Source organism: Pseudidiomarina aestuarii (genome assembly GCF_048263735.1).
GTDB lineage: Bacteria > Pseudomonadota > Gammaproteobacteria > Enterobacterales > Alteromonadaceae > Pseudidiomarina > Pseudidiomarina aestuarii_B.
In genome coordinates this window covers 63,229-79,332 of record NZ_JBLXDX010000001.1, presented here as the reverse complement: position 1 = coordinate 79,332, position 16,104 = coordinate 63,229, and the positions used below count along the sequence as shown (strand labels likewise).

Here is a 16,104-nt window from a genome sequence, read left to right as displayed (position 1 = left end):
ACGTGTAAAATAAACCGCAGTTTTTCCAACGACGTGGCCGCAGTGAGGTCGCACTCTAGTCTAACTCACGAGGAAACTTACGGTGCAGAATAACGTGCAAGATTATGTGCTTTGGTACGATCAATTAGGGATGAATGATGTCGGTCGCGTTGGTGGAAAAAACGCATCGTTAGGTGAGATGATTAGCAACCTGGCCGGAGTCGGCGTATCGGTTCCAAATGGTTTTGCCACCACCGCTGATGCATTTAACGAATTCCTTGAGCAAAGCGGTGTGAATGATCGCATCTACGCGTTGCTCGATACACTTGATACCAACGATGTCAAAGCACTGGCAGAAGCTGGTAAGCAAATTCGACAGTGGGTTATTGAAACACCCTTTCAACCTGCATTAGATCAAGCCATTCGCGACGCCTATCAACAACTCAGCGACGGCAATGCTGAAGTGAGTTTTGCGGTACGCAGCTCCGCAACAGCGGAAGATATGCCGGACGCCTCGTTTGCAGGACAGCAAGAGACATTCCTGAATGTGCGCGGCATTGACGCCATTATGGAAGCGATCAAGCACGTTTTTGCATCGCTGTTCAACGATCGAGCGATTTCGTATCGAGTGCACCAAGGTTATGACCATAGAGGCGTTGCGCTTTCAGCTGGCATCCAGCGTATGGTCCGAAGTGACATCGCCGCTTCCGGTGTGCTCTTCACCATTGATACCGAATCTGGTTTTGAAGATGTGGTATTCATTACCTCGTCGTTCGGGTTGGGTGAAATGGTAGTGCAGGGCGCCGTAAACCCAGATGAATTCTACGTCCATAAACCGACACTCGCACGCAAGAAACCAGCCGTATTACGCCGTAACCTCGGCAGTAAAAAGATCCAAATGATCTATGCCGATAGCCAAGAGCACGGCCAGCAAACCGCGATTGTCGATATTGACCCTACATTAAGTCAAACCTTCTCCATTTCTGATGATGAAGTTCAAGAGTTAGCGAAACAAGCGGTCATTATTGAGAAGCATTATGGTCGCCCTATGGACATCGAGTGGGCGAAAGACGGCATCGATGGCAAGTTATACATTGTTCAAGCACGTCCAGAGACCGTCCAGTCGAATAAGTCAGGCCAGTCAGTCGAGCGCTATGCGTTACAAGAAAAGACCGCAGTGGTCGCAACCGGTCGTGCTATTGGTCAACGCATCGGTGCGGGTGTGGCGCGTGTGCTGAACGATATTTCAGAGATGGATCAAGTGCAGCCCGGTGATGTTCTGGTCACCGATATGACCGACCCTGATTGGGAACCGATCATGAAGCGGGCTGCCGCTATTGTGACGAATCGTGGTGGGCGAACCTGCCACGCGGCCATTATTGCACGTGAACTCGGCATTCCAGCCGTGGTGGGTTGTGGCGACGCGACCACGCGAATTGCTGCGGGTCAAGCGGTCACGGTGTCCTGTGCTGAGGGCGATACTGGTTTCATCTATGACGGCGAATTGTCGTTTGATGTGACGCAATCGGATATTGGTGCAATGCCGGATCTGCCGCTAAAAATTATGATGAACGTGGGCAACCCAGACCGTGCTTTTGATTTTGCAGGTTTACCGCATGCGGGTGTGGGTTTAGCTCGCCTGGAATTCATCATTAATCGAATGATTGGTGTGCATCCGAAAGCACTCTTGAACTTTGATCAACAAACACCCGAACTACAGAAAGAAATCTCTGGTTTTATGGCGGGTTACTCGAGCCCACGCGAATATTATGTCAGCAAACTGGCTGAGGGCATTGCAACGTTAGGTGCGGCCTTTGCGCCTGAGCGAGTCATCGTCCGCATGTCTGATTTTAAATCGAACGAGTATGCCAACCTAGTAGGCGGTCGCCAATACGAGCCTCATGAAGAAAACCCAATGCTAGGTTTCCGCGGTGCTTCACGCTATATCTCAGAAGACTTCCGCGAATGTTTTGCGATGGAATGTGAGGCCATTAAGCGGGTTCGTAACGACATGGGTTTGCGCAATATTGAAATAATGATTCCGTTTGTGCGGACCTTAGATGAAGGCCGTCAAGTGATCGAGTTGTTGCGTGAGCAAGGTCTTTATCAAGGCGAGAACGGTTTACGCGTGATTATGATGTGTGAACTGCCGTCGAATGCCTTACTAGCAGAACAATTTCTTGATATTTTTGATGGTTTTTCAATTGGCTCGAATGATTTAACGCAGCTCACCTTGGGTCTTGATCGAGACTCTGGCGTGATTGCGCACTTATTTGACGAACGCAATGAAGCCGTCAAAGCGATGTTATCGATGGCTATTCAGGCAGCGAAGAAGAAAGGCAAATACGTCGGTATTTGTGGGCAGGGTCCTTCTGATCATCCCGATTTTGCTGCTTGGTTGGTCGAACAAGGCATTGATTCCGTATCACTGAATCCAGATACCGTTGTCGAAACTTGGTTGTATTTAGCCAAACAGTTGTAGGAGCATAGCCAACTTGGCGTCCGTGGTTCAGCAGTTACCCGAACATACACCGGCTGATCGCCGTGAAACGCGATCAGACAGCCTGTATCAACGCTTTTTACTTGAGCTTGAACAACAAGGCTTCGCGGGAGACATTGAAAATACTTATGGTCAGCGTTTGATTGCTGCTACCGATAACAGTATTTACCAACGGCTCCCACAAGGTGTTGTTTATCCACGGACAACCGCTGCGGTTCAGCTCATTTTCCAGTTGGCACAGTCGGATGAGTTTCGCCCCATTCGGTTTGCTCCGCGTGGCGGTGGAACTGGCACTAACGGGCAATCGCTGACGCATTGGTTAGTGATTGATCTCAGTCGGCACATGCGAGAAGTGCTGAAGGTCGATGTCGAGAACGCACAAGTGGTGTGTCAGGCGGGTGTGATTAAAGATCAGCTCAATGATCGTGTAAAGCCATCAGGTTTCTTCTTTTCTCCCGATTTATCGACATCGAATCGCGCGACTATTGGCGGCATGATCAATACAGATGCGTCCGGGCAGGGCTCCTTAGTGTACGGCAAAACCAGCGACCACATCCTCGGTTTGACGGCAGTGTTAACCAATGGTGAGGTTATCCAAACGGCTCCAGTACCGTTGTCTGAAGCTCGCAATCGTGCAACCGGTGACTCTCTAGAAGCTGCGCTGTATCGACAGGCCATTGAAAGTTGTGTTGAGCAGCGTCCGGCTATTGACGCTAAGTTCCCGCCGCTGAATCGCTTTCTAACCGGTTATGACCTCAAGCATTGCTATGATCCGCAGCAGGACACTATTGATTTGTCGCGGTTGATTGCAGGCTCTGAGGGCACCTTGGCGATCGTGACCGAAGCAACCTTGAATTTGACCCCCATACCTCGTTGCAAGGTTTTAGTGAATGTTAAATACAGTGATTTCCAAGCCGCATTACGGCATGCGCCAACATTGGTCAAAGCGCAAGCGACGTCCGTAGAAACCATAGATAGCAATGTCTTAAATCTCGCTCGCGAAGATATCATTTGGCATCAGGTTGCCGAGCATTTGCAGGATGTCGATGGGCAAACCATGAACGGCATTAACATGGTTGAGTTCACTGCAACGGAATCAACGCTGCTTGACGATAAGGTCGAGGAACTGATTGCCACGCTTGATGCGCAGCTGAATAGTGCGGACCCCAAAGGACTGATTGGTTATCAAATTTGTGCGGATGCCACAAGCATTCAAACCATTTACGCCATGCGGAAGAAGGCAGTAGGGCTATTGGGTGCGACGAAAGGGAAACGCAAGCCGATTGCTTTTGTTGAGGATACCGCAGTTCCACCGGAACATTTAGCGGACTTCATTCTTGAGTTTCGCGCCATTCTCGATAGCCACCAACTCCATTACGGTATGTTTGGCCACGTTGATGCGGGTGTATTGCATGTGCGGCCAGCGCTGGATATGACTGATCCAACCGACGAAGCACTAGTTCGAACCATTAGTGATCAAGTGGCTGAGCTAACAGCTAAATACCACGGCCTGATGTGGGGCGAGCATGGTAAGGGCTACCGCTCAGAGTATGCACCAAAGTTTTTTGGTGAGCTGTATCCTGAAATTCAGAAAGTGAAGCGTGCGTTTGATCCTGAGAACCGGCTCAATCCGGGTAAGTTGGCGACACCATATGGCAGCGATGAGTCGTTGCAGGGCGTACAAGCTGAATTACGCGGGCATTATGATCGGCAAATTCCGATTACCATGCGCGAGGCCTATCAACCGGCAATGAATTGTAATGGTAATGGATTGTGCTTTAACTATGTGCCTGAGTCGGCTATGTGTCCGTCCTACAAAGCAACGGGTAATCGTCAATATTCGCCGAAAGGACGAGCGACGTTAATTCGTGAATGGTTACGTCTGAATAGCGGGCAAGACATGGATGTGAGTGGCTTACCACCGCAGCGCACTTGGCTCGAAAATCGTTTCAAACCGCGCCTCAGTCCGAATGACTTTAACCATGAAGTGAAGCAAGCCATGGATACCTGTTTGGCGTGCAAGGCTTGCGCGACACAATGTCCAGTTAAGGTTGATGTGCCCAATTTCCGAGCTCGGTTCTTGAGCTGGTATCACCAGCGCTATGCGCGGCCTACCAAAGATAAACTCGTTCGCGATGTTGAGCGTCTAGCACCGTTACTAGCGAAATTACCGCGAATGAGCAACGTCCTCACGCATAATCCGGTGACTGAGTGGTTTTTAAAACGGGTGGTGGGTTATGTGGATGCGCCGCGGTTATCAACTCCGGCATTGCGTCAACAATGGCAGTGGTTGACGGCTGATGTCGATGAAATTTTGGCAAAGCCACCGGAGAAGTTAGCGCAGTCGGTGGTCATTGTGCAAGATCCGTTCACCAGCTTTTATGATGCGAAGGTCGTACAGGCGTTTGGACAAGTTGCGGCAGCCCTGGGCTTCGTACCTATACTGTTGCGCTTTATCGGCAACGGTAAGGCTCAGCATGTGAAAGGTTTTCTGAACGAATTTTCGAAAACGGTGGCGACTGTGGGACCACAGTTGCAACGGTTGGCCGATGCTAATGTTACACTGGTGGGTTTAGATTCCTCGACGGCTTTGTGCTTTCAAGATGAATATCGGCAGTTTGCTCCGGCAGGCCAGTCGTTCACCTTTACTGTCAACGGTGTGCAAGCGTGGTTGATGCAACATGGTGAGAAGTTATCGTCAGCAGAGAATCACACACTTGACCATAAACGATGGCAATTACTGTCGCATTGTACTGAGCAAACAGCGGTGCCGGAGTCTGCGAAACACTGGCAACATATATTCGAGCGCGTGAATTTAGAGCTTGAAGTGACCGCTACCGGTTGTTGCGGTATGGCGGGTACTTTTGGCCATGAACAAACGCATCAAGACACGAGCAAACGGCTGTTTGAAATGAGTTGGCAAGAGCCGTTGGCGCGCGATGACGTCGGGCATGTGGCAACAGGCTTCTCGTGTCGATCACAAGTGAAGCGATTCGCAGGACAAGCAGTCGAACATCCTATTCAAATACTAGCGCGTCGAGTAGTGTAAGAGAAAGTGAATAGTGAATAGTGAATAGGACAAGAGAAAGACTGGATACAAAAAAGCGACGTTGAAACGTCGCTTTTTTTATTGCCACTGCGGTAGTTAAGCTTAAGCGTTTGCCTTCGCGGCTTTGGCTTTGGCGATAACTTCGCGAGCTAGCTCATCTGCGATTTGACCGGTCGGACGATTCTCGGCAGTAGAACGAGTAAAGATGGTATCTAAGGTGCCATAGATGTCACGAACACGTTTATCGGTCTCGACGCGCGACATGTTCGCAGCTTCGCTACAGACGTGGATGACACCACCGGCATTGATCACATAGTCTGGAGCGTACAAGATGCCTTGATCCATCACTATCTGGTCATGTGCAGGTGTTGCCAACTGGTTATTCGCGCTACCAGCAATGATTTTTGCTTTCAGTACCGCGAGTGTTTGATCATTAATGGTCGCACCCAGCGCACAAGGGGCATAAACATCGACGTCTAAACCGTAGATCTCATCCAAACCAACCACGGTTGCACCGAGTTCACGCGCTGCGCGTTCACAGGCTTCTTCGTTGATATCGGTCACGAAGAGCTCGGCGCCTTCTTTATGGCAATATTCGGCGAAGTCATAACCGACAGCACCTAAACCTTGCACGGCAATTTTAACACCCTGCAAATTCTCGTTACCGAGCTTATGTTTAGCCGCAGCTTTCAGACCTAAATACGTTCCTAGAGCGGTGTGCGGTGATGGGTCGCCAGCTTTTTCAGCTGTACCAGCAACAAAAGTGGTTTCTTCGGCCACAATTGCGATGTCGCTGGTGCGGATGTTCACATCTTCAGCAGTAATGTAGCGACCACTGAGTGAGTTGATGAAACGGCCATAAGCGCGGAACAATTCAGGGCTCTTAATCGTTTTTGCATCACCAATGATAACCGCTTTGCCGCCGCCTAAAGGCAGTCCGGCGAGAGCGCTTTTATAGGTCATGCCACGCGATAAACGTAGAACGTCCGTGAGAGCTTCTGCAGAAGAGGCATAATTCCAAAGACGGGTGCCACCAAGAGAGGGGCCAAGAGTAGTATCGTGGATAGCTATAATGGCTTTAAGACCAGTTTCTTTGTCATGACAAAACACGACTTGCTCGTGTTGGTCGAACTCTGTGTGCTCAAATAGAGACATGAGTAATCAGTCCTCGTTTATCCCAATAAAGTGCGCGCACATTACCATTTTGTTCTTGCTTTCGCTAGTAACTGGAAAAAATATTTCGTTTACGTAAACGTCAACTTTTGCAACCAAAGTTTACAGCGCTTTGGGCTTTGCCAAATCAGCCTTTCGCGTTACTATAACGACCCTTTGGCACCTCGTTGAGGCAGCCTTTCAATACGGTAACTAGACCAGTTAAAACAAATAGGTTCACTATGGCTGAAGCAACTACGCCGCCGAATGATGCAGATGTTTCTGCATGGGTCCGCGAGCACTTTCAGAAAGCAAATAAGTATTTGGCAGAGCAGGGTATTATCGTTGATCGTGTGTTAACGAAGCGGTGTCGTTACTTGGTACCTTTGGTCGCGGTTTGGCGCTTAACCACGCAAGATAAGAAAGAAATTTGGGCTATCAACGGTGATGTTCCGAGTGATTTCGTGAGTGCGAAAGTGGCAGAAACTGCTCGTGATGCGCTGAAACATTTTGCGTTGCAGTGGCAACTGCGCGCTGAGGGTATTGTTCAGGATCCTGAAGCATCAAAAGACCCAGAACAGCAACGCTATGCGAGTTTCTTAGTCGGTCGTGCCGAAAGTCTGTATGAAATGACTGAGCAAGACGACTTATGGAAAGATGAGCCCGTTAGCTAGGCTCATCTTCCTCTTGAACCAAATAAAACACGCCAGTTTGCAATAGCTCGCACAGAAGTTCGCGATTGTGGTCGTGAGCGAGCTGGCTGGCGTAGTCCGTGAGCTCACAATCTTCCCACTGTTCCGCCAGTTGCGTGACAAACTCCCGCTGCACTGTTTCGAGTGGCCAGCGTTCTCCGGCAAAGTAAAGCGCCTCTTCTTGCGGTCCCAACAAAATGCGTGAACCAGGCGTACGGCAGAGCAACAGTTCGGCTACTAATGCTTGAGCTAATACCGCTTCAGATATTGCTTCATCGGGCTGTGGTAACGGCCGCTTACTTTGTGACATAACCTGTAGCAGCGCGACCTCGAGTTGTGCTTCACTCAAGCCACGCTGGACAAACGACTTCACTGAATTCAATTGGTCCGAATCGACGCGAAACGCACTGCCAGCTTGAAGTGCTTCTGGATCTCGATAACGCGGATAGTTTTGCTCAGTTTGATGCAATACGTCGGCAAGTGCAGCAATGAACTCGGCACTGTTCGGTGCTCGAAAACCTATGGAGTAATTCAGGCTCGGTTCGAGCGCAATCCCTTCATGCGGACAGCCAGCCGGAATATAGAGCATATCACCCGGTGTCAAAACCGCATCAATAGTGGCGACAAAATCAGTCTGGAGTTGTTTTAGATCAGGATGCGGGCAGTTTTCTGCCGCTGCTGTTACGCGCTCACCAACGCGCCAATGACGGGTACCTGTGCCTTGGATAATAAACACATCGTATTGGTCCAAGTGAGGGCCAACACCACCGTGCTCCGTTGCAAAACTCACCATGACATCATCGGTGCGCCAATCCGGTAAAAACCGAAACGGTTGGAGTAGACTCTGTACCGCAGGGAACCACTCATTCACGGATTGAACTAACAAGGTCCAACCGCTCTCGCCAAAGGCTTCGTAGTCGGTGAAAGGACCGTGCTGAACGTTCCACTCGCCCTGATGATTCTCGATGACCCGCGAGTCCACACCATCTTCCATCGCAAGGCCAGCGAGCAATTCGGGCTCGATGGGATCGTTAAAATCCGCAAACGCACCACGAATTAACAAGGGCTGGCGTTGCCAATACTGTTGTAAAAACTCTTTCGTATCGAGGTTCAGGCGTACAGTCATGTTAACTCGCTAAGTCATCGACGAACTGAATCGCGCGACCAATGTACGATGCTGGCGTCAGTAATTTCAGCTCAGCCTTCACCGTTTCAGGTAATTCGAGACTGTCTATAAAGACTGCCATCGCTTGTTGGTTGACGCGTTTACCGCGGGTGAGGTCTTTCAGCTTTTCATATGGTTTTTCAATACCATAACGGCGCATGACGGTTTGAATAGGCTCTGCCAGCAATTCCCAGTTTTGATCCAGCTCGCGGAGTAGGTTGTCTGCGTTCACTTCAAGTTTGCTGATGCCTTTCAAGGTGGCTTGATAAGCAATCAGTGCATAGGCAAAACCAACACCTAAATTACGTAAGACTGTCGAATCAGTGAGGTCACGCTGCCAGCGGCTGACCGGCAATTTGTTGCCAAGGTGGTCCATGATGGCATTCGCCAAGCCCAGATTGCCTTCAGAGTTTTCGAAATCAATCGGATTGACCTTGTGCGGCATGGTGGATGAACCAACTTCGCCTTCAACCGTGCGCTGTTTGAAATGATTCAGAGCAATGTAGCCCCAAACATCACGATCAAAGTCGATTACTATAGTGTTGAAACGTGCAACAGCAGCGAAGATTTCCGCAATATAATCATGCGGTTCAATTTGCGTGGTAAAGGCATTCCACTGCAAACCTAAACTCGTGACAAAACGCTCTGATTCTTGATGCCAATCGACTTCTGGATAAGCGGCTATGTGCGCGTTGTAATTACCCACTGCACCGTTGAGCTTGCCGAGCAATGGCACAGCACTGAACTGCTCGATTTGCCGCTGTAGACGAACTGCTACGTTAGCCATTTCCTTACCAAGTGTGGTTGGTGTAGCGGGTTGGCCGTGAGTACGTGCCATCATAGGTACGGCTTTGTGTTCTACTGCCAACGCCATAACAGCATTATGTAGCTCAGTCATGACCGGCACCATGACCTGATCACGCGCTTCACGCAACATCAGTGCATGCGATAGGTTATTGATGTCTTCAGAGGTACAGGCAAAGTGGATAAACTCGCTGACTGCAGCCAATTCGGCGTGGTCAGCCACGTATTCTTTCAAGAAATACTCGACCGCTTTCACGTCATGATTGGTCGTGCGCTCAATGGTCTTAATCCGTTCCGCATGTTCTTCCGTGAAGTTTTCGACCAGCGCTTCCAAATGCGCGTTTGCCGCTGCACTGAATGCCGGCACTTCAGCAATGGCTGGAATGCTGGCTAAATGCTGGAGCCAACGCACTTCAACCACAACGCGATTGCGAATGAGTCCATACTCGCTAAACATAGGGCGCAATGCAGCAGCTTTGCTGCCGTAGCGGCCATCGACTGGGGACAAAGCGGTGAGGGCGGACAAATTCATCATGATTGAGGCTCCGATTGCTCATGTAAAGTGCGTAAAAGGGATTGTGCGGTACGCACCATACGTTGGCGCGAAAACAAGAAATGACGACGTTTGCCGCCTAAGTGATTCCACAGCACGGCGTTGCGAACGCCGGCTAGTAAGAATGCGCGAATCTGATTTTGAACAGTCGCTTGCTTTAAATAATCAGGTTTACCATTAATTTTTAATGGTTGACTGAGCGGTGATATACAGTCGCTGTAGGCACTCGCCATGCCAGCAATAACGGTGTCAGTGTTGAAATGAAAGTCATGTTGCTGACGATACAGTTGCTCGATGCGCTGTCCCAATTGCTGTTGCGCTTTTTCTGTGCGCAGAAATTTTCGTGCCAGTGCAAGAATACCAACAACATAACGTGTGATTTCAACGTCTTTGTCACGGGTGGCGCCAATTTGTTGGAGGAGTTGTTCCAGCCCCCATTGTAGCGCTCGAGGCTCAGGATAAATCGCATCAAAGCCACTTGGACTCTGATTTAGAACACTGTCAATCAACGGCTGGCCATGCGCGGGATCTCGCAAGCTCCCTTCACGTGCTATCTGTTTAACCGCTGCTGCGGCTTGTGCAATGGCTGCCAGCGATAATACGCGTTGTTGCCATTCATCATGTCTCACAGCAGTACCTCGGAGGGTGATAGGTGACTCGCTAGGCGTTGTTCGATGATTCCACCTCCAAGACACACCTCATCTTGGTAAAAAACAGCAGACTGGCCTGGGGTCACCGCAGCGACCGGTGCGTCAAACTGAACTTCGACGCGACCATCGTCGAGACGTTTCACCGTACACGGGATGTCCTGTTGACGATAACGCGTCTTTACCACTGCGGTGAAGCTATCTGCTGGTGTGGTGCGATTGACCCAATGTAACTGACCGGCAATAAGACCGGTTGACATCAACCGAGGGTGTTGCGCTCCTTGAGCGACGATCAACACGTTCCGCCCGAGGTCTTTATCAACCACGTACCAAGGCTCATCACCCGCAGCGGCGACGCCGCCAATGTGCAAGCCTTTACGCTGGCCCAAGGTGTGATACATCAACCCCTCATGCTGGCCTAATTCGACGCCATCGACCGATTCAATGATGCCGGGCCGCGCGGGTAAATATTGCTGCAGGAAATCTTTAAATTTACGTTCACCGATAAAACAAATGCCGGTCGAATCTTTTTTGTCTGCAGTCACTAGGCCTTGTTCTTCAGCAATTCGGCGAACTTCCGGCTTTTCGAGTTCTCCAACTGGAAAAAGCGTTTGCGCAATGTGCTCATGACTGAGGGTATACAGAAAATAACTTTGGTCTTTGTTGTCGTCCAGACCACGTAATAATTGGCATTTTCCGTCCACTTCTCGACGCCGTACGTAGTGTCCAGTGGCGATATAGTCAGCCGCGAGCGCGTCTGCCGCAAACTCGAGAAAGGCTTTAAATTTGATTTCTTTATTGCACATGATGTCGGGATTTGGCGTACGACCCGCGCGATACTCTTCTAGGAAGTATTCAAATACGTGGTCCCAATATTCCGCCGCAAAATTCACGGTATGCAATGGTATTCCGAGCTTTTCACAGACGGCTTCAGCATCGGCTAGATCTGTTGCGGCCGCACAATATTCGTCAGTATCGTCTTCTTCCCAGTTTTTCATGAACAAGCCTTCAACTTGATAGCCTTGTTGCATGAGTAAGTAGGCAGATACCGATGAATCAACCCCGCCGGACATACCGACGATGACTTTTTGGTGCGAATTGTCGTGTTTTTCTGTGCTCATAACTACTCAGTTGACCCTTACTCTTCTGGCGGCGAATTCTACCATACAGAGGGCTCTTCACGCCACTCGCCAGGCTGCATTCCGCGTAATGTCCACGGTCCAACACCGGCTCGAATTAAACGCAGTGTTGGGTAGCCTACCGCGGCAGTCATTCGGCGAACTTGTCGATTGCGGCCTTCGGTAATTCGCAAACATAACCATGCGGTTGGAATGGCTTGCCGTTCGCGAATCGGGGGGACTCGTGGCCATAATTCCGCTGGTTCGTCCATCAGGAACACTTCGGCGGGCGCTGTTACGCCATCATTCAATTCAACGCCATCACGCAACGCTTTTAGCACGTCTGTGGACGGGATGCCTTCCACTTGCGCCCAATAAAGCTTAGGCATTTTATATTTCGGATCCGTAATCTTATGCTGAATAACACCATCGTTGGTCAACACCAAGAGTCCTTCACTGTCCTTATCAAGGCGACCCGCAGGGTAGACATCTTTGAACGGCACGAATGATTTCAATGTTTGCTCATTGTCGTCACCCGAAAACTGCGTTAACACGCCAAACGGTTTGTTCAACAACACGATTTTGGGGTTGGCTGGACGAACTTTCATCGCGTCCTTAGTCGGTGAGCGAACTCGTGAACGACGGCGTTGTGGGGCGGGCATAATTCCTCTCCAATAAATAGCACAGAACCCTGAGGTTCTGCCGAGCAGCGGCAAGTGCGCTCGTGCGGCGACAATGATAAACTATTTCGTAGCGACTCGGGCATTTCAGTGCAACAATGTCGATGATTAAACAGTTAAAAATAGAATGGAACCGACATGAGTGATGACAAACTAGTTAAACGACAGGGAAATTTCAGCAGAGCATTACGGGGTGAGGAACCCTTCGTTATAGGCGCAGTTTTGCAGCGCGCTTGGGAAATTACGGTGCGCAGTCTGCCGATCATGCTGCCGTTGATGATCGCATACTTTCTGATTGCGATGGTGTTGAACAGTTTGTTCCTTCCGGTTCCAGAAGGCATGACGATGTTTGAGGTCATGCTGGACCCTGAATTGCAAAGTGACAACGAGTGGATCGGTATCGTCACGCAAATCATTCTTGCGCCGTTATGGGGGGGCCTGACTTTACTCGGCATCCTCAATGCGAATGATGACAAGTTAACGTTTTCTGCCGCGTTATCTGTATTACAGCGGTCATTTCAAGTCATGGCTGTGACCTTTTTCAGGATTGCTTTACCCGCCGTCATCACATTCTTAGCGTTTATGAGTATTGGTCAGTTTAGTCCGTCAGCTGCAGGTGCAATTGGGATTATTGCACTGATTATCATCAACATTACATTCATGTTGGCGATACCTTTGGTCGTGCATCGTCAAACTAGCGTTTTTAAATCGATTATGGGCTCAGTGCTGGTGCTTCGCCGATACTTCTGGCGGGTGTTGGGCTTGGTCATTATTATGAGCATTATTGTGATTATCAGTGCGTTGCCGTTATTTCTAGGTTTGCTTTTTACACTTCCAATGATGTTTAACCTGACAGGTGTGGTTTACATCTCATTGTTGGGTGACCATGATCAGCAAGAGTCTGAACCTGTCATTACTGAAGGTCAGGACGAGGTAACTCCACCCGTCAATAATGAAACTCACAACGAATAGAGGATCTATGCAGAGTCAAAAATTTTGGCACGGTAGTCTATTGGTCATGACGCTCAGCGCGGTTGCGGTGTGCGTCTATCTTCCCATCCAACTGCACAACACGCTGGCAGACGTACCATCATTACGTCCCGGCGAGCCTGTGGTCTTGCTGGAAGCACCTGTCCATACCGAAGTTCCAGACTTTACTTCCTACACAGACACTCGAGATAAAAAGCAGGCATTTTTTGCTTTTTTAGCCCCCCTAGTTCAGGCCGAAAATAGTCGGATTGAGGTTCAAAGAGATCGCTTACTGCGTCTACATGAACGCTGGAAAGTTGATTCCAATGCACTGAAGACTGGTGAGTTGGCGTGGTTAAAGCAATTAGCGAGTCTCTATCGAGTCAAAACTGATTCTGTTGCGCTCGGTACACAGTTTGATCTGTTATTGCGGCGTGTCGATGTCGTGCCAGAGGCTCTGGTCCTCGTACAGGCCGCCAATGAATCAGGTTGGGGTACGTCACGGTTTGCGCGCGATGGGTTGAATTTTTTCGGCCAATGGTGCTTTAGTGAAGGCTGCGGAATTGTGCCGGATTCGCGTCCAGAAGGGGCGAATCATGAGGTACAGAAGTTCGCTACGGTGAATGCGTCGGTGCGCAGTTATTTGCGTAACATCAATACGCACCCGGCTTATTTGGACTTGCGCGTGTTGCGCGAGCAAAAACGTCTCGAGGGTGCTGATATCCGAGCGCTTGACCTGACTCCAGGCTTACTCAGTTATTCCGAGCGTGGCGAAGACTATATTGACGAACTCAACTCTATGATTCGGGTCAATCGCCCGATTATTGTTGATGTGATTGAGTCTGACGCGAACTCGGATGCCGAATCTAACTTAGATTCAGCACCTGGATCGGAGTAACGTCCTCCGCTTGGTCATCTTCGTCGCGGAAGTTGAGATAGGTGGTCGGCGTGCTGTGATCAAACGCCGTATCACCATCCGGATTCTCTTGCCCAGTTGCGGTTATCGACTTAAACCTAAACAAACTTGCGTCGGCTAGATGCGATGGGACGACGTTTTGGAGTGCCGAAAACATACTTTCGATACGACCAGGATGATTGCGATCCCATTGTTTCAACATGTCTTTAATAACTTTGCGTTGTAAATTCTCCTGCGAGCCACAGAGGTTGCAAGGAATAATAGGGAATTCACATGCTTCGGAGTATTTCGCAATATCTTTCTCGCGGGCGTAGGCCAGTGGACGAATCACCACATGCTGACCATTGTCGCTGACCAACTTAGGCGGCATTGATTTCATGGTGCCACCGTAAAACATATTCAATAACAAAGTTTCCAGCATGTCATCGCGATGGTGACCGAGTGCAATCTTGGTTGCGCCTAGCTCGTTGGCGACACGATAGAGAATGCCGCGCCGCAACCGCGAGCACAGCGAGCAGGTGGTTTTTCCTTCAGGAATCTTTTCTTTCACTATTGAATAGGTATCTTCTTCAATAATGCGGAAGTCGACGCCCTCACGGGTCAGATACTCGGGTAAAATATGCTCTGGAAAACCGGGTTGTTTCTGGTCCAGATTCACCGCAATGATCTCAAATTTGATCGGAGCAATTCGCTGCAGGAAACGTAAAATATCGAGCAGCGTATAACTATCTTTGCCACCTGACAGGCAGACCATCACACGGTCACCGTCTTCGATCATATTAAAATCTTCAATAGCCCGCCCGACGTCACGACGCAGACGTTTTTGTAACTTATTCAAGGCGTATTTTTGCTTCTTGGCCGTAGGACCTAAGCTGGCTATTGTTTGTGGTGTCGACATATTCACTACCGCTTGATGAAAAAACGGCGCGATTATACCTTAACCGGCGATTGAAATCCCGCAGGTTTTACTGCGAGTAAATCACAATTGAGCTGTTCAATAACATGCTCAGCGGTGTTGCCCAGTAATGCTGCACTGAATCCTGTCCGCCCCATGGTTCCCAAGACCACAAGCTCTGCGTCGAGTTCTTTCGCCAAGGCTGGAATGACTTGCTCGGGGAGACCTTCTTGCACGTGTTGTTGAGCTGGAGGGATAGCAAAAGGCGTGGCGTGCTCTGCCAGTGCTTGACGGTGGTTTTCAGCGATACTTTCGCGGTAATTACCGGTATCAAACTCGGGAATTTCTGCGGCAATGGTCAACGGTGCTCCAGGGTAAGCATTCACGAGGTGCACCGTGCTACTCAAGCATTGCGCAAACCGCAGCGCCTGTTCGGTAATGCGTTGGTTGAGTTCTTGGTGCTGATTGTTCTCACCGGTGGTATGAATTGCGGCCAGAATTTGCCCACGCTCTGGCCAATCGTGTTCTTTGACGAGCAAGACGAGGCAGGGTGCTTTCCGTAACAAATGCCAGTCGGTTGGAGTAAACAGCAATGCAGCAAGCCCCTCACGTTGCTTCGTGCCTTTCACGATGATGTCATGCTTGCCAGCAATGGCAGCTTCAATAATGGCTTCGAACGGCCGGTTGTGCCAAACCACTTGAATGTCGATGTGAAGATCGCGAGTGTTGTAATCTTCCAAGAGATCACGGATCCACACGCGTCGATCATCGATCAAACTATCGCGCATGAGATCACGTTCCTCAGCGGCCAACATGGTCGTCATTTCGTATGAGAAGTCATAAATGGAGAGTAATAGTGTGAGTTTCGCGCCGGAAATACGGGCGAGTTGTAGCGCGCGGTTGAGCGCCTTTTGTTCAGTACCTTCAGGATCAAGCACAACTAAGATATTGTTGACGCAGCTCATTTTTCACCTCCAAACCTAAA

The 16,104-nt window shown here is 49.7% G+C and carries 13 protein-coding genes; 5 read left to right on the top strand and 8 right to left on the bottom strand.

The window, feature by feature from the left end; translation table 11 throughout:
- Positions 1–94: 94 nt before the first annotated feature.
- Together ppsA and ACN0S4_RS00345 are read left to right on the top strand one after the other, a co-directional pair.
- Positions 95–2,461 carry a phosphoenolpyruvate synthase gene (gene ppsA, locus ACN0S4_RS00350; RefSeq protein ID WP_417656540.1) on the top strand — a complete coding sequence of 789 codons (2,367 nt, stop codon included), beginning with the start codon at positions 95–97 and terminating at the stop codon, positions 2,459–2,461.
- Between the two features lie 22 nt (positions 2,462–2,483).
- Complete coding sequence (locus ACN0S4_RS00345; RefSeq protein WP_417656539.1) at positions 2,484–5,528, top strand: FAD-binding and (Fe-S)-binding domain-containing protein; 3,045 nt, start codon at positions 2,484–2,486, stop codon at positions 5,526–5,528.
- A 102-nt stretch (positions 5,529–5,630) separates the two neighbouring features.
- Here ACN0S4_RS00345 and ACN0S4_RS00340 read toward each other — a convergent pair whose 3' ends face one another.
- Positions 5,631–6,683, bottom strand: coding sequence for a Glu/Leu/Phe/Val dehydrogenase dimerization domain-containing protein (locus ACN0S4_RS00340; protein WP_417655771.1), 1,053 nt, complete (start codon positions 6,681–6,683; stop codon positions 5,631–5,633).
- A gap of 239 nt (positions 6,684–6,922) precedes the next feature.
- Here ACN0S4_RS00340 and ACN0S4_RS00335 point away from each other — a divergent pair, with 239 nt between their 5' ends.
- Positions 6,923–7,354: a DUF4826 family protein gene (locus ACN0S4_RS00335; RefSeq protein ID WP_417655770.1), complete on the top strand. Its 432-nt coding sequence runs from the start codon at positions 6,923–6,925 to the stop codon at positions 7,352–7,354.
- On the opposite strand, the gene ACN0S4_RS00330 is transcribed toward ACN0S4_RS00335, so the two are convergent.
- From ACN0S4_RS00330 to ACN0S4_RS00310, 5 genes are read right to left on the bottom strand one after another with little or no spacing between them, the layout of a single operon-like run.
- A complete protein-coding gene (locus tag ACN0S4_RS00330; RefSeq protein WP_417655769.1) occupies positions 7,347–8,498 on the bottom strand; it encodes a cupin domain-containing protein in 1,152 nt (383 codons plus the stop codon). The two genes, ACN0S4_RS00335 and ACN0S4_RS00330, sit on opposite strands and share 8 nt — an antisense overlap.
- 1 nt (position 8,499) lies before the next feature.
- Positions 8,500–9,873, bottom strand: a complete 1,374-nt coding sequence (purB, locus tag ACN0S4_RS00325; protein WP_417656538.1) for an adenylosuccinate lyase — start codon at positions 9,871–9,873, stop codon at positions 8,500–8,502.
- Positions 9,873–10,523 (bottom strand): high frequency lysogenization protein HflD, encoded by a 651-nt coding sequence (gene hflD, locus ACN0S4_RS00320; protein WP_417655768.1) that lies wholly within the window; start codon positions 10,521–10,523, stop codon positions 9,873–9,875. Before hflD ends, purB begins: the two co-directional genes overlap by 1 nt.
- Positions 10,520–11,662, bottom strand: a complete 1,143-nt coding sequence (mnmA, locus tag ACN0S4_RS00315) for a tRNA 2-thiouridine(34) synthase MnmA (protein WP_417655767.1) — start codon at positions 11,660–11,662, stop codon at positions 10,520–10,522. The genes hflD and mnmA overlap by 4 nt, the downstream gene beginning before the upstream one ends.
- Before the next feature lie 38 nt (positions 11,663–11,700).
- Entirely contained in the window at positions 11,701–12,321 is a 621-nt protein-coding gene (locus tag ACN0S4_RS00310; protein WP_417655766.1) for a pseudouridine synthase, read from the bottom strand.
- Positions 12,322–12,477: 156 nt separating this feature from the next.
- Between ACN0S4_RS00310 and ACN0S4_RS00305 the strand changes: the two genes are divergently transcribed.
- Complete coding sequence (locus ACN0S4_RS00305; protein WP_417655765.1) at positions 12,478–13,311, top strand: hypothetical protein; 834 nt, start codon at positions 12,478–12,480, stop codon at positions 13,309–13,311.
- Positions 13,312–13,318: 7 nt separating this feature from the next.
- Positions 13,319–14,206, top strand: a complete 888-nt coding sequence (locus tag ACN0S4_RS00300; protein WP_417655764.1) for a glucosaminidase domain-containing protein — start codon at positions 13,319–13,321, stop codon at positions 14,204–14,206.
- Here ACN0S4_RS00300 and ttcA read toward each other — a convergent pair.
- Positions 14,175–15,122 (bottom strand): tRNA 2-thiocytidine(32) synthetase TtcA, encoded by a 948-nt coding sequence (ttcA, locus tag ACN0S4_RS00295; protein ID WP_417655763.1) that lies wholly within the window; start codon positions 15,120–15,122, stop codon positions 14,175–14,177. The two genes, ACN0S4_RS00300 and ttcA, sit on opposite strands and share 32 nt — an antisense overlap.
- A gap of 32 nt (positions 15,123–15,154) precedes the next feature.
- A complete protein-coding gene (uspE, locus tag ACN0S4_RS00290; RefSeq protein WP_417655762.1) occupies positions 15,155–16,084 on the bottom strand; it encodes a universal stress protein UspE in 930 nt (309 codons plus the stop codon).
- Between the last annotated feature and the right edge of the window lie 20 nt (positions 16,085–16,104).

Excerpts from the sequence above, each read along its gene's own strand:
- mnmA (WP_417655767.1), bottom strand. The coding sequence starts at position 11,662 with ATGAGCACAGAAAAACACGACAATTCGCACCAAAAAGTCATCGTCGGT.
- ACN0S4_RS00340 (WP_417655771.1), bottom strand. The coding sequence starts at position 6,683 with ATGTCTCTATTTGAGCACACAGAGTTCGACCAACACGAGCAAGTCGTG.
- ACN0S4_RS00300 (WP_417655764.1), top strand. The coding sequence starts at position 13,319 with ATGCAGAGTCAAAAATTTTGGCACGGTAGTCTATTGGTCATGACGCTC.
- ACN0S4_RS00335 (WP_417655770.1), top strand. The coding sequence starts at position 6,923 with ATGGCTGAAGCAACTACGCCGCCGAATGATGCAGATGTTTCTGCATGG.
- ACN0S4_RS00305 (WP_417655765.1), top strand. The coding sequence starts at position 12,478 with ATGAGTGATGACAAACTAGTTAAACGACAGGGAAATTTCAGCAGAGCA.
- purB (WP_417656538.1), bottom strand. The coding sequence starts at position 9,873 with ATGAATTTGTCCGCCCTCACCGCTTTGTCCCCAGTCGATGGCCGCTAC.
- uspE (WP_417655762.1), bottom strand. The coding sequence starts at position 16,084 with ATGAGCTGCGTCAACAATATCTTAGTTGTGCTTGATCCTGAAGGTACT.
- ACN0S4_RS00310 (WP_417655766.1), bottom strand. The coding sequence starts at position 12,321 with ATGCCCGCCCCACAACGCCGTCGTTCACGAGTTCGCTCACCGACTAAG.
- ttcA (WP_417655763.1), bottom strand. The coding sequence starts at position 15,122 with ATGTCGACACCACAAACAATAGCCAGCTTAGGTCCTACGGCCAAGAAG.
- ACN0S4_RS00330 (WP_417655769.1), bottom strand. The coding sequence starts at position 8,498 with ATGACTGTACGCCTGAACCTCGATACGAAAGAGTTTTTACAACAGTAT.